This window comes from Microbacterium oleivorans (genome assembly GCF_001644225.1).
GTDB classification, from domain to species: Bacteria; Actinomycetota; Actinomycetes; order Actinomycetales; family Microbacteriaceae; genus Microbacterium; species Microbacterium gawkjiense.
Genome location: NZ_LSTV01000001.1, coordinates 1 through 13287 on the forward strand (window position 1 = coordinate 1; position 13287 = coordinate 13287).

Genomic DNA, 13287 nt, shown 5'->3' on the forward strand with positions numbered 1-13287 from the left:
GGGGGGACCCTGTGGGAGAGTAGGACACCGCCGGACTTCTTTCGATCGAAAGCCCCGACCAATGCTGGTCGGGGCTTTCGTGGTTTCCGGGCATATTCGTGAGTAGCTGCGTTCTCCGATAAGCTGGTCGGCTCCGCTCTCGGGGCGGAAGGACCGAACATCGTGGCCCACATCGACGTGCAGAACGTCTCATTCACCCTCCCCGACGGGACCCCGCTTCTCGAGGACGTCGTGTTCCGGGTTCCGGCGGGATCGACGACTGCCCTCGTCGGGCAGAACGGTGCCGGCAAGACCACGCTCATGCGCATCATCCGCGGCGAGCTCCGCGCGCACGGCGGCGCCGTCACGATCGACGGTTCACTGGGTGTGATGGATCAGTTCATCGGGCATGGGGCTCCCGGCCAGACCGTCCACGACCTTCTCATCACCGTGGCTCCGGCTCGGATCAGCGCCGCGGCGCGAGAACTCGAGGACGCCGAGAATGCGCTCATCGAGACCGACGATCTCGATGGGCAGATGCGCTACGCAGCAGCGATCGCCGATTACGCGGATGCCGGCGGGTACGAGTACGAGACCGTGTGGGACACCTGCACGACGGCGGCTCTCGGCATCCCGTTCGAACGTGCGCGGTTCCGGGAACTCGTCACCCTGTCGGGAGGCGAGCAGAAGAGGCTCGCGCTCGAAGCACTCCTGCGCGGAACGGACGATGTGCTCCTGCTCGACGAGCCCGACAACTACCTCGACGTCCCGGGCAAACGGTGGCTCGAGGAACGGTTGCGCGAGACGACGAAGACCGTCCTGCTGATCTCGCACGACCGCGAGTTGCTCGCCCGCGCGGCGAACCGCATCGTCACGCTCGAGGCGGGCGCGGCCGGCAGTACCGCGTGGGTCCACGGCGGCGGGTTCGCGACGTACCACCGAGCGCGTGAGGACCGCATGTCGCGCCTCGATGAGCTGCGCCGTCGGTGGGACGAGGAGCACGCGAAGCTGAAGAAGTTCGTCGCCGACATGAAGGTGAAGGCGGCGGCGAGCGACGAGTTCGCGTCACGCTACCGCGCGGCGCAGACCCGGCTCCGTCGATTCGAGGAGGCGGGTCCGCCCGAGGAACGACCTGCGGACCAGAAGCTCGACCTGCGGCTGCGAGGTGCGCGCACCGGCAAGCGGGCCGTGGTCGCCGAGTCGCTCGAGCTGACCGGGCTCATGCGACCCTTCGACCTCGAGGTGTGGTTCGGCGACCGCGTGGCGGTGCTCGGATCGAACGGTTCGGGGAAGTCCCACTTCCTGCGGCTGCTCGCCGCGGGCGGCTCGGATCCCGACGCCCTCCTGGGGCACGTCACGGCCACCGGGGCGGCGCTGGAGCCGGTGGCGCACACCGGTGTCGCCGCATTGGGCGCGCGGGTGGTGCCCGGGTGGTTCGCGCAGACCCACCGGCATCCGGAGTTCACCGGGCGGTCCCTCCTCGACATCCTGCACCGGGGCGACGACCGGAGGAGCGGGATGCCGCGCGACGCCGCCAGCTCGGCGCTCGACCGTTACGGGCTCGTCGCCCAGGCCGAGCAGGACTTCGCGAGTCTCTCCGGCGGCCAGCAGGCGCGGTTCCAGATCCTGCTGCTCGAGCTCTCGGGTGCGACCCTGCTGCTGCTCGACGAGCCGACCGACAACCTCGACCTCGTGTCGGCCGAGGCGCTGGAGAACGCCTTGACCGCGTTCTCGGGAACCGTGCTCGCGGTCACCCACGACCGCTGGTTCGCACGGTCGTTCGACCGGTTCCTCGTCTTCGGGGCCGACGGCACGGTCTACGAGTCCGACGAGCCCGTGTGGGACGAACGGCGGGTGGCGCGTGCCCGCTGAGCAGGCGGGGCGGGCGTCGGGCCCCGACGGTAGGCTGGGACGGTGACCATGGAAATCGAGCTCGGCCGCGCCAAGCGCGCGCGTCGCGCGTACGCCTTCGACGACATCGCCGTCGTGCCCTCGCGGCGCACGCGCAACCCCGAGGACGTCTCGACCACCTGGTCGATCGATGCCTACAGCTTCGGCATCCCGGTCCTCGGCGCGCCGATGGACTCGGTGATGAGCCCGCGCACGGCGATCATGCTGGGCCAGCTCGGCGGTCTCGGTGTGCTCGACCTCGAGGGACTGTGGACCCGGTACGACGACCCGGAGCCGCTGCTCGCCGAGATCGCCGCGCTCCCCGCGGATGGCGCGACCCGTCGGATGCAGGAGCTCTACTCCGCGCCGATCAAGCCCGAGCTGGTCCGCGACCGCCTCGCCGAGATCCGCGCCGCCGGCGTGACGGTGGCCGGCGCGCTCACCCCTCAGCGCACGCAGGATCTGTACGAGACCGTCGTCGCCGCCGGCGTCGACCTGTTCGTCATCCGCGGCACCACGGTCTCGGCCGAGCACGTGTCCAGCGTCGACGAGCCGCTCAACCTCAAGAAGTTCATCTACGACCTCGACGTCCCCGTCATCGTGGGCGGCGCGGCGACCTACACTGCTGCGCTCCACCTCATGCGGACCGGCGCCGCCGGCGTCCTCGTGGGGTTCGGCGGGGGAGCGGCATCCACCACTCGCGCCACCCTCGGCCTGCACGCGCCGATGGCCACCGCGGTCGCCGACGTCGCCGGCGCGCGCCGCGACTACCTCGACGAGTCGGGCGGGCGCTACGTGCACGTCATCGCCGACGGCGGTGTCGGCACGTCGGGCGACATCGTGAAGGCCCTCGCCATGGGCGCCGACGCCGTCATGCTCGGCGTCGCGCTCGCGCGTGCGACCGACGCCCCCGGCCGCGGCTTCCACTGGGGACCCGAGGCGCACCACGCCAAGCTGCCGCGCGGCACCCGCGTCGAGGTCGGTCAGGTCTCGCCGTTGGAAGAGATCCTCTACGGCCCGGCCCCCGTCGCAGACGGCACGGCGAACCTCATAGGCGCGCTGCGGAAGTCGATGGCGACGACCGGCTACTCGGATCTCAAGGAGTTCCAGCGCGTCGAGGTCGTCGTCGCGCCGTACGCTTCGTCCCACTGATGACCGGAACCCCCGCCGTCGACGATCTTCCCGACGTCTTCCCGCCGACGCTGCGGGAGGTCATGACCCGTCCGTTCTGGATCGGGATGCTGGGCCTCGCCCTGCTCGTGGCCGGGATCTTCGCGTGGCTCGGGCAGTGGCAGCTGGGGAACGCCATCGACACCGATCCGCCGCCCGCGGGCATGACCGAGCAGGTGCGTCCGCTGGGCGAGGTCGTGGCTCCCGGCGCTTACCTGCCGGAGCCGCTCGTGGGTCAGCGGGTCGAGGTGACGGGTTCCTTCGTGGCCGGCGACTTCCGCGTCGTCACCTCCCGCTACGACGACGGCACGCCCGGATACTGGGTTGCGGGACAGTTCCGCGTCGACCCGACGACCGCCGGGGTGGACGGTCCGACCTCGCTCGCGGTGGCGGTCGGATTCACGCCGGACCGGGAGACCGCGGATGCCGCGGCATCCGCTCTGAGCGACGCGCCGCCGCAGGACGTCACTCTGACGGGACGGCTCATCTCCGACGAGGGCGCGAAGGAACCGCCGCGGGACGCCGACCCTCTCGAGATCACTGCGATGTCACCGGCCGCGCTGCTGTCGCAGTGGAGCGACATCGAAGGGCTCGACGTCTACCGTCCCTACCTGGTCTCCGTGGAGGCCTTCGGCGGGCTGCAGCAGATCCATGCGCCCGCCCCGACCGAGCTGACGTCGGTGAACTGGCTCAACATCTTCTACGCCATCGAATGGGCGGTGTTCGCGGGCTTCGCCTTCTACATGTGGTACCGACTGGCGCGCGACGCGTGGGAGAAGGAAGTCGAAGCACTCTCCGCCGACGCCGACGGCGCCGAGCAGCCCCTGCCGCGCCCGTAGACTGGAAGCCATGCCCGTCCAGCCCAAACTCGCCACGTTCCCGGCGATCCGCGGCGCCCTGCGGTTCTACCAGATCGCATCGATCATCACCGGTGTCGGCCTGCTTCTGCTGGTCGCCGAGATGATCCTGAAGTACACCCCGATCCACGTCGAGCTCTTCGCCGGCGGCTCCGGTGGGCTGCTGTGGTTCGCGACGGCCATCCCCGGCCCTGACTGCCAGTGGTACTCGCTGTTCGCGCCGATGACGAACACGTGCGACATCGTCTCCACCGGGGACGGCGTCAACATCTCGCTCGCGATCCTCGTCGTGCACGGGTGGTTCTACGTCGTTTATCTCTTCGCGTGCTTCCGGGTGTGGAGCCTCATGCGGTGGCGCTTCCCGCGTTTCATCGTGCTCGCACTCGGCGGCATCGTGCCCCTCCTGTCCTTCTTCATGGAGGCGAAGGTCGCCCGCGAGGTCAGGGAATACCTGGCCGAACGGGAGGCCGCCGCATCCGTCCCCCTCGAAACCCCCACGGAGACCCGGTGACAGAGCAGACCGAAACCTCCCAGCGCCCCGTCCTGGTCGTCGACTTCGGCGCCCAGTACGCGCAGCTGATCGCCCGCCGCGTCCGCGAGGCCGGCGTGTACAGCGAACTGGTGCCGCACACCGCGACGGCTGCGGAGATCGCCGAGAAGAACCCTGTCGGGATCATCCTCTCGGGCGGTCCCTCGTCGGTCTACGAGGAGGGAGCGCCGCAGCTGGATGCCGGTGTCTTCGACCTCGGTGTCCCGACGCTCGGCATCTGCTACGGCTTCCAGGTGATGGCCAAGACCCTCGGCGGCGAGGTCGCGAACACCGGCCTCCGCGAGTACGGGGCGACGGATGCCACGATCGTCACCGACAACGTGCTGCTCGACGGACAGCCCGTGGACCAGAACGTGTGGATGAGCCACGGCGACCAGGTCAGCGCCGCTCCCGACGGCTTCGAGGTCCTCGCGCGGACCGCGGTCACCCCCGTCGCCGCGTTCGCGAACGACGCCCGCAAGCTCTACGGCGTGCAGTGGCATCCCGAGGTCAAGCACTCCGACCACGGCCAGCGTGTGCTGGAGAACTTCCTGCACAAGGCGGCGGGACTGCCCGCCGACTGGAACAGCGACAACGTCATCGCCGAGCAGGTCGAGAAGATCCGCGCGCAGGTCGGGACGGGCCGGGTCATCTCGGCGCTGTCGGGAGGCGTCGACTCGGCGGTGTCCACCGCCCTCGTGCACAAGGCGGTCGGCGACCAGCTCACCGCCGTCTTCATCGACCACGGTCTGCTCCGCAAGGGCGAGCGCGAGCAGGTCGAGAACGACTACGTCGCCTCGACCGGGGTGCGCCTCATCACCGTCGACGCGCGAGAGACCTTCCTCGACGCCCTCGCCGGCGTGAGCGATCCCGAACAGAAGCGCAAGATCATCGGCCGGGAGTTCATCCGCGCCTTCGAGAAGGTCCAGTCGGACCTCATCGCCGAGGCCGCCGCGGAGGGCGACCCGATCCGGTTCCTCGTGCAGGGCACCCTGTACCCCGACGTGGTCGAGTCCGGCGGCGGTGCCGGCACGGCCAACATCAAGAGCCACCACAACGTCGGCGGGCTTCCCGAGGATCTGCAGTTCGAGCTCGTCGAGCCGTTGCGCACCCTGTTCAAGGACGAGGTCCGCGCGATCGGTCGCGAGCTGGGTCTGCCGGAGGCCATCGTCGGACGCCAGCCCTTTCCGGGGCCCGGCCTCGGCATCCGGATCGTGGGCGAGGTCACCGCTGACCGCCTCGAGATCCTGCGTGACGCCGACGCCATCGCTCGCGCCGAGCTGACGAAGGCGGGACTGGACGGCGAGATCTGGCAGTGCCCCGTCGTGCTGCTGGCCGACGTCCGTTCGGTGGGTGTGCAGGGGGACGGGCGGACCTACGGGCATCCGATCGTCCTGCGCCCCGTCTCGAGCGAGGACGCCATGACGGCGGACTGGACCCGCCTGCCGTACGACGTGCTCTCGAAGATCAGCAACCGCATCACGAACGAGGTGCGCGAGGTCAACCGGGTGGTGCTCGACGTCACGTCGAAGCCCCCGGGGACCATCGAATGGGAGTGAGTCGCGGGGGGAGCCCCCGTGACGAGCCGCGCCGCCAGCCCTTGACACGGCGTGTCCGGCCCGGCCAGAGTGAGCGCGGGCTCTTGCCCCGTTCTGCACCGCCGTCTGAGGAGGGGGTGAGGCGTTGATCGAGCGTCCGCGTACACAGCCGTACGCGCAGTTCGTCCTGGCCATCTCGACCCTCATCGTCGTGCTGATTCTCGGGACGATCGACAGCGCTCGCATCACCCCGCTGCTGCTCGCCGGCTTCGGCGTCATCGTGCTGAGCACCGCTGCCATGACCGCCGTCTGGCTCGTCCAGCCGACCAAGCACACGGAGTGGCTGGCGGCCATCCCGCTCGTGCAGATCCTCGCGTGCGTCCCCCTGCGGGACGCCGGTGTGGAGGTCCTGCCCGCGGCGGGCCTGCTGATGATCTTCCCGCTCGGCTGGCTCGCCTTCGCCTTCCCGCCCGCCACCGTCGTGGCCGGGGTGCTGCTGACCGCTCTCGGACCGCTCATCCAGATCATCCGGACCGGCGGATTCCGCGACGCCGCCGACGTCGTCTCGGTCGTCGCCCTGCCCATCATCGCGGGGCTCATCGCGGGGACCATCGCCCTCATCGCCCGGGACCTCGGGCGGATGCGGGCGCACACCGAGGCCGTGTCGGACGAACTCGATCACGCGCTGCGGCTGTCGGGCCGCGACACCGCCATGCTGCGCGCCACGCTCGACGCGACCGACAACGCCGTCGCCGTCTTCGGACCGGATGGACGCCCGATCCTGCTCAACGCCGTCGCCGCCGAGATCAGCGGACGATCCGGGATAGACGAGATCGACCGGGACGGATTCCTCTCGGTCATCTGGCGCGCCGACACCTCGATGCCCGCCGAGGCCACCTCGGCCGACTTCGTCGAGCGCGTGCGCTCGGGGGACTTCGCCGCGCCGCGGACGGTGGAGTTCGGCGGCGACCCGCGGCGCGTGCTGCAGGTCATCGTGCGTCCCGTCGTCGCCGGCGGCGAGGAGGTCGGGATCGTGATCGTCGGTCAGGACGTCACCGAGCTCGTGGGTGCCGTCGAAGTCCGCGATCGGTTCCTCAGCACCGTCGGTCACGAATTCCGCACGCCCCTCACGGTGATCCTCGGTCACACCGACATCGCCCTCATGAACGAGTCGGCCGAGACCGAACGGTGGGAAGCCGTCGAGCGGTCAGCGGAGCGCCTGCTGCGGCTCGTCGAGCGCCTCATCGCGGCCGGACAGTCGACACGCGACGTCGAGGCGCGCTCGGGAGCCTCCCACATCGGCCCCGTCGTCAAACATGCGATCTCGGAGGTCGCGGCCCGCGCGCGGGATCGCGGCATCCACATCCAGATGGGCGCGATGCCCGACCGGGCCGCCCGCATCGCCGTCCGCGACCTCGCGTCGATCCTGGAGGAGCTCCTCCGCAACGCCGTCGAGTTCACCCCCGCGGGGGGCGGCGACGTCGTGGTCTCGGCCTACGAGGAGGGACGCGAGATCGTCGTCACCGTCGCGGACCAGGGTGTCGGGATGACCGAGCAGGAGCGCACGCACGCCTTCGACCGGTTCTACCGGGCTCCGTACGCACACGATGCCGCCATCCCCGGGACCGGCATCGGGCTCTCCAACGCCGCGTCGCTCGCCGAGGCCTACGGGGCGACCGTGGCGCTCGAATCGCACGCCCCGCGCGGCACGGTCGCCGTCCTGCGGCTCCCGTCCTGAGCACGCGGACTGCCCGCAACGACGAAGGCCGCCCGGTTTGCCGGACGGCCTTCGTCGTGTGAGGCGGCGGTCAGTCGTTGCCCCGCAGGATGGCGATGATGCGGAGGATCTCGACGTAGAGCCAGACGACCGTGACCATGATGCCGAAGGCGCCGATCCAGCCGAACTCGCGGGGAGCGCCGTTGCGGGCACCCTGCTGCACGAGGTCGAAGTCCTGGACGAGCGAGTACGACGCCATGAGGACGACCAGCAGGCCGATGATGAGGCCGAGGGGGATGCCGAAGACCTCCTGGCTGTAGAGGCCGAAGGTGCCCTGGGTGACGCCCGTCCACATGAGGACCAGGTTGACGAGGCCGAACACCAGGTAGCTGACCATCGCGATCATGAAGATCTTGTTGGCCTTCTTGCTGACACGGACCTTGCCGCTCGCGAAGAGGGCGAGGGTCACGCCGACCACCACGAGGGTCGCGATGGTCGCCTGCAGGACGACGCCCGGCCAGATGAACTCGAAGTACGCCGAGATTCCACCGACGAACAGACCCTCAGCCGCCGCGTACGCCCAGACCAGAGCCGGGCGGACCTTCTTGCGGGACGTGAAGCTGATGACGAGCGCGAGGACGAAGCCCACGAGCGCGCCGATGATCCAGGGCATGATCGTCAGGTCGGCCGGCTCCACCTGCGTAGGCATGAGCGACCCGCCGAGGGTCCAGAACCAGCCCACGAGTGCCGTCACGAGCAGGATGCCGAACAGGCCCGCCGTCTTGACGACGGTGTCCTCGACCGTCATCCGGCCGGTGTTGGCGGAGGATGCGGTGGGGGCCGCGTACATGCCCTCGAGCTGAGCGCTCGCGGCGAGGTCGGCGGCCTGGTGCGAGGCGGCCGAGTAGTTCGTCGGGGCGGCAGGAGGAGTCAGGCCGGGACGGCGCTGATCCTCCTGGAACACCGGATTGTTGAAGGCGAAATTGCCGGACGCTGCCATTGTGTGTCTCACTCCAAAAGTCGACTCACAGCGCTGTGCTGTCGATCCAGCGTATCGGACCGTGTTTCCGCGGGTGCGGGCCCCCGCTGTGAGAGGACTATGAGGCCCCTCTGGCCGCACTCCTGCGGCGCGTCGCGTCACCCGAGCTGGGTACCCTGACCGCATGTCCGTGAACCGCCCGCTCGTCATCGGTCACCGCGGCGCGCCGGGGTACCTGCCCGAGCATTCGCGCGCCTCCTATGACCTCGCTCTCGCCGCCGGGGTGGACGCCGTCGAACCGGACGTCGTCTTCACCGCGGACCGCATCGCCGTGGTCCGGCACGAGAACGAGATCGGGTCGACGACCGACGTGGCCGACCATCCCGAGTTCGCGTCCCGTCGGGCGACGAAGGTCGTCGACGGCGCGCCCCTGACCGGATGGTTCACCGAGGACTTCACGTGGGACGAGCTGGCCACGCTGCGGTGCCGGGAACGGCTGCCGCACCTGCGGCCGGGGAGCGCGGCGAGCGACCGCGGTCAGCCGATCCTGCGGCTGCGCGAGCTCCTCGACCTCGTGGCTGCCGCCCCGGCGGGAGCCGGCGTCGTGCTGGAGGTGAAGCACGCGACGTACTTCGGATCGATCGGGTACGACGTCGCGGGGCTGCTCGCCGACGAACTGCGCAGCGCGGGATGGGATGCCGGGGCGCGGCCGCTGGTGATCGAATCGTTCGAGGAGTGGATCCTGCACGAGCTGCGGGGTCGCAGCATCCGCGCCCGCTACGTCTACCTGCTCGAGGCGGAGGGGTCCGCGTGGGACCTTCGAGCCGCGGAGGGCGACGACGCGCCCACCTACGCCGACCAGCTCACCCCGGAGGGGCTCGACCTGCTCGCGGGGGAGGTGGATGGGATCAGTCTCGACAAACGGATCGTGCTCGAGCATCCGTCCGTCGTGGCGGACGCGCACCGTCGCGGGCTCGAGGTCTTCGTGTGGACGTGCCGACCCGAGAACGCGTTCCTCGACCCGCGCTTCCGCGGACCCGGCGGCGACGCGGCGTTCGGCGACTGGGAGGGGGAGTGGCGCCGGATCGCGGAGACCGGCGTCGACGGCGTCTTCGTCGACCACCCCGACCTCGGCGTCGCCTTCTTCGCCCACCCGGGACGCTCAGCTGACGCGCGGTAGAATGGATGCCGGTGCGCCAGCACCCCGTGTAACTACCTGATCCGTGGAGAGTCAAGGCGGCACGACGCCTCAGCTGCACGGAGGTCATGACACATGCCCCTCACCGACTCGACACCGGTGCGCGCCCCCGAACGCGACAGCCCCCTCCGGACGCTCGCCGCATCCGTGGGTATCGGATACTTCGCCATCGCCCTGATCGCGCGACTGCCGTACGCGATGATCGTCGTCGGCGTCCTCACGATGGTGGTCGACGCCCGGGGATCGCTCGCCGTCGGCGGGCTCACCTCGGCGATGGTCGGGCTCGGCACCATCGCGACCGGCCCCCTCATCGGCGCGGCTGCCGACCGCTGGGGTCAGCGACCGGTGCTGCTGCTCGCGACGCTCGTCCAGAGCGCCGTCCTGGTGACCCTCGTCGCCGTCGCTTACGGCGACACCCCGGACGGTGTGCTCCTGGCCGTCTCGGTGCTCGCCGGGGCGACCGCTCCGCAGGTCTCGCCGATGTCGCGCGCCCGGCTGGTCGGCGCGATCGGCCGGATGGGCCTCGACCGCAGCACCCGCGGGCGGCTGCAGGAATCGACGATGGGGTACGAGTCGGCCGTCGATGAGATCGTCTTCGTCTTCGGGCCGGTCCTCGTCGGCGTCGTCGCGATCGCGGCGAGCCCCGCCGCCCCGGTTCTCGCCGCCGCCGCCCTCACCGTCGTCTTCGTCACCGCGTTCGCGCTGCACCCGACCGCTCGCACCGCGGGCCACGCGGACCAGGGTGCGGCGCGTGAGCCGGCGCGGGCCGTGCTGCGCCCCGGCATCCTCATCGCCGCCGCCGGCACCTTCGCGACCGGCCTGTTCTTCGGGGCCATGCTGACCTCCCTCACCGCCTTCGCGGACGAGGGCGGATTCCCCGAGCAGACCGGCATCCTCTACGGGATCATGGGCATCGGCTCGGCGATCCTCGCGCTCGGGGTGGGCCTGTTGCCGCGACGCTTCGCGCTGCCGTGGCGCTGGCTCGGCTTCACCGCCGTCCTGCTGATCGGTGCGGTGCTCGCCGCCGGGGCAACGGGGGCGATCTCGATGGGGTGGGCTCTCGCGCTCGCCGGCTGCGGCATCGGCCCGACGCTCGCGACGATCTACGCGCTCGCCGCCGCTCGTTCGCCGCGCGGACGCGAGGCGACGGTCATGGCCGTGCTCGGTTCGGCGGTCGTCGTCGGACAGGCCTTCGCGAGCATGGTGGTCGGCGCGCTGGCCGAGTCCGCCGGGGCTGCGGTGGCCCTGTGGGCACCCGTCGTCGCGGTCGCGCTGCTGCTGACCTTCGGCCTGCTCAATCTGCATGTGCGTCCGCGCGTTCCCCAGGAGGACACCTCCGCCCCCTAGGGTGAGCGGTATGACTGATGCCGGCATCGTCGCCCAGGGGGTGCGACGATCCTTCGGGAACGTCCACGCCGTCCGCGACGTCACCTTCCAGGCGCCCGAGGGCGCGGTCACGGGCCTCGTGGGCCCGAACGGCGCGGGCAAGACGACGCTGCTGCTGATGCTCGCCTCGCTCCTGGCCCCCGACGCCGGCACCATCCGGATCGCCGGCATCGACCCCGTGGCCGACCCCGCCGCGGCGCGCGCGAAGCTCGGGTGGATGCCGGACAGCCTGGGCGCGTGGCCCTCGCTCTCGGCCCGCGAGACGATCGCCGTCACCGGCCGGCTCTCCGGCCTCGACCGGACGGCCGCCGCGGCACGCGCCGCGGCACTCCTCACCACCGTCGGCCTCGAGTCCCTCGGGGACGCTCCGGCCCGGGTGCTCTCCCGCGGCCAGAAGCAGCGCCTCGGCCTCGCGCGCGCCCTCGTCCACGACCCGCGGGTGCTCCTGCTCGACGAGCCCGCCTCGGGTCTCGACCCCCAGGCGCGCATCGACCTGCGCCTGCTGCTGCGCTCGCTCGCGGCGGAGGGACGCACGGTGCTGGTCTCCAGCCACATCCTCTCCGAGCTCGAGGAGGTCGTCGACGACGCCGTCTTCATGACGCAGGGCGAGACCGTGAGCTCCGAGCGCGTCGCCGAGGCGGCCGGACGGGCACGGACGTGGCGGATCCGCCTCGCAGATCGGGATGCCGCGACCGCCGCCCTCCCGGTGGCCCAGGCCCTCGGGCTCGACGTCGCGACCCTCCCCGTCGATCGACGCGACCTGCTCGTGAGCTTCGCCGGCGACGCGGCCGCGGCGCAGGGACTCGCCGCGCTCGTCGCGGCCGGTCTGCCGGTCGCGGAGTTCTCCGCGGCCAGCGGCATCCTGGAACACACCTTCCTCGACCTCGAAGGAGGTGCGCGATGAACCTCTCGCGACTGTGGACCATCGCCCGCCTCGACCTGACCCAGCGCATCCGCACGGTGTCCTGGTACGTGCTGCTCGGCGTCTTCGCGCTCGTCCTCGTCGGGACGACCGCGCTCGCCTTCCTCTCCTTCTCGGGCCAGGAGGACTCCGGGCCCGGCGTCTACTCGGTCGTCGTCTTCGTCACGCTGCTGCTGGTCGTGCTCGTCTCGCCGACCCTCAGCGGCAACTCCATCAACGGCGACCGGGATGCCGCGACCCTCGCCCCGCTGCAGGTCACCCAGGCGACGACCCGCGAGATCGTGCTCGGCAAGTTCCTCGCCGCCTGGCTGACCGGGCTCGCGTTCGCCGTGGTCGCCGTGCCGTTCCTCGTCATCGCCACCTTCGGCGGAGGCATCAACCCGCTCGCCGTCGTCGTCTCGGCCGTCGTGCTGGTCGTCGAAGCGGGTGTCGTCGCGGCGCTCGGGACGGCGTTCAGCGGCATCCTCGCCCGTCCGCTGTTCTCCGTCGCGACGACCTACCTGGTCGTGGCGGCCCTCACCGTCGGGACGGTCATCGCCTTCGGCCTGCTCGGGTCGAGCGTGCGCACCGAGCGCGTGGACCGGTACCAGTCGGCGCAGTACGACGAGACCGGCGCGCCCGTGTGCGCGGACGGCTCCTCGAGCTGCCCGAACGATCCGGAGCAGTGGGTCTGCGGCGACTGGGAGAGCACCGCCTACGAGGTGCCGCGGTTCGACTACTTCTGGTGGATCCTGGCGGCGAACCCCTTCGTGATCCTCGCTGACGCAACGCCGTCGACCTTCGATCGCTACGGCAACCCCGACGACCTGTTCGGGTGGACGAAGTACTCCGTCCGGCAGTCGCAGATCGCCCCCGAGCCGGTCAGCTCGTACAGCGACTGCGTCGTGCAGGACAGCGGCCCGACACCGGAGGAGATCATCGCGTCGACGGTGCCGAGTTGGTTCGTCGGCCTCGGCGTGCAGGTGATCGCGGCGGGCCTCCTCCTGTGGTGGGCGGGTGTGCGCACCCGCACGCCGGCGCGTCGTCTGCCGCCGGGGACCCGCATCGCGTGACGCCCGCCGGGTGAGGATCCTCTCATCTGCGCATCTTCCTCTTGGGGAACGGTCAGGGGGTGCATAGCCT

The 13287-nt window shown here is 70.8% G+C and carries 11 protein-coding genes; 10 read left to right on the forward strand and 1 reads right to left on the reverse strand.

Going from position 1 to position 13287, the window contains the following annotated elements:
* Positions 1-162: 162 nt before the first annotated feature.
* From AYL44_RS00005 to AYL44_RS00030, 6 genes are all read left to right on the forward strand, one after another.
* On the forward strand, positions 163-1851 hold the full coding sequence (locus tag AYL44_RS00005; protein ID WP_064001229.1) for an ABC-F family ATP-binding cassette domain-containing protein: 1689 nt from the start codon (positions 163-165) through the stop codon (positions 1849-1851).
* A gap of 48 nt (positions 1852-1899) precedes the next feature.
* Positions 1900-3021, forward strand: coding sequence for a GuaB3 family IMP dehydrogenase-related protein (locus AYL44_RS00010; RefSeq protein WP_064001230.1), 1122 nt, complete (start codon positions 1900-1902; stop codon positions 3019-3021).
* Positions 3021-3878, forward strand: a complete 858-nt coding sequence (locus AYL44_RS00015) for an SURF1 family protein (RefSeq protein ID WP_064001231.1) — start codon at positions 3021-3023, stop codon at positions 3876-3878. The genes AYL44_RS00010 and AYL44_RS00015 overlap by 1 nt, the downstream gene beginning before the upstream one ends.
* A gap of 10 nt (positions 3879-3888) precedes the next feature.
* Positions 3889-4407, forward strand: a complete 519-nt coding sequence (locus tag AYL44_RS00020) for a DUF3817 domain-containing protein (RefSeq protein ID WP_064001232.1) — start codon at positions 3889-3891, stop codon at positions 4405-4407.
* Positions 4404-5984, forward strand: a complete 1581-nt coding sequence (gene guaA / locus AYL44_RS00025; RefSeq protein ID WP_064001233.1) for a glutamine-hydrolyzing GMP synthase — start codon at positions 4404-4406, stop codon at positions 5982-5984. The genes AYL44_RS00020 and guaA overlap by 4 nt, the downstream gene beginning before the upstream one ends.
* A gap of 124 nt (positions 5985-6108) precedes the next feature.
* Positions 6109-7701, forward strand: a complete 1593-nt coding sequence (locus AYL44_RS00030; RefSeq protein ID WP_064001234.1) for a sensor histidine kinase — start codon at positions 6109-6111, stop codon at positions 7699-7701.
* Positions 7702-7771: 70 nt separating this feature from the next.
* Here AYL44_RS00030 and AYL44_RS00035 read toward each other — a convergent pair whose 3' ends face one another.
* Positions 7772-8680: a Bax inhibitor-1/YccA family membrane protein gene (locus AYL44_RS00035; protein WP_064001235.1), complete on the reverse strand. Its 909-nt coding sequence runs from the start codon at positions 8678-8680 to the stop codon at positions 7772-7774.
* 163 nt (positions 8681-8843) lie between these two features.
* Between AYL44_RS00035 and AYL44_RS00040 the strand changes: the two genes are divergently transcribed.
* The 4 genes from AYL44_RS00040 to AYL44_RS00055 all read left to right on the forward strand — a co-directional run bounded on the left by AYL44_RS00040 (position 8844) and on the right by AYL44_RS00055 (position 13217).
* A complete protein-coding gene (locus tag AYL44_RS00040) occupies positions 8844-9839 on the forward strand; it encodes a glycerophosphodiester phosphodiesterase family protein (RefSeq protein ID WP_064001236.1) in 996 nt (331 codons plus the stop codon).
* Positions 9840-9932: 93 nt separating this feature from the next.
* Positions 9933-11204: an MFS transporter gene (locus AYL44_RS00045; RefSeq protein WP_064001237.1), complete on the forward strand. Its 1272-nt coding sequence runs from the start codon at positions 9933-9935 to the stop codon at positions 11202-11204.
* 10 nt (positions 11205-11214) lie between these two features.
* Positions 11215-12147, forward strand: a complete 933-nt coding sequence (locus tag AYL44_RS00050; RefSeq protein WP_064001238.1) for an ABC transporter ATP-binding protein — start codon at positions 11215-11217, stop codon at positions 12145-12147.
* Positions 12144-13217: an ABC transporter permease gene (locus AYL44_RS00055; RefSeq protein WP_064001239.1), complete on the forward strand. Its 1074-nt coding sequence runs from the start codon at positions 12144-12146 to the stop codon at positions 13215-13217. Before AYL44_RS00050 ends, AYL44_RS00055 begins: the two co-directional genes overlap by 4 nt.
* Positions 13218-13287: the final 70 nt, after the last annotated feature.

Excerpts from the sequence above, each read along its gene's own strand:
- AYL44_RS00010 (WP_064001230.1), top strand. The coding sequence starts at position 1,900 with ATGGAAATCGAGCTCGGCCGCGCCAAGCGCGCGCGTCGCGCGTACGCC.
- AYL44_RS00015 (WP_064001231.1), top strand. The coding sequence starts at position 3,021 with ATGACCGGAACCCCCGCCGTCGACGATCTTCCCGACGTCTTCCCGCCG.
- AYL44_RS00020 (WP_064001232.1), top strand. The coding sequence starts at position 3,889 with ATGCCCGTCCAGCCCAAACTCGCCACGTTCCCGGCGATCCGCGGCGCC.
- AYL44_RS00035 (WP_064001235.1), bottom strand. The coding sequence starts at position 8,680 with ATGGCAGCGTCCGGCAATTTCGCCTTCAACAATCCGGTGTTCCAGGAG.
- AYL44_RS00040 (WP_064001236.1), top strand. The coding sequence starts at position 8,844 with ATGTCCGTGAACCGCCCGCTCGTCATCGGTCACCGCGGCGCGCCGGGG.
- AYL44_RS00045 (WP_064001237.1), top strand. The coding sequence starts at position 9,933 with ATGCCCCTCACCGACTCGACACCGGTGCGCGCCCCCGAACGCGACAGC.
- AYL44_RS00050 (WP_064001238.1), top strand. The coding sequence starts at position 11,215 with ATGACTGATGCCGGCATCGTCGCCCAGGGGGTGCGACGATCCTTCGGG.
- AYL44_RS00055 (WP_064001239.1), top strand. The coding sequence starts at position 12,144 with ATGAACCTCTCGCGACTGTGGACCATCGCCCGCCTCGACCTGACCCAG.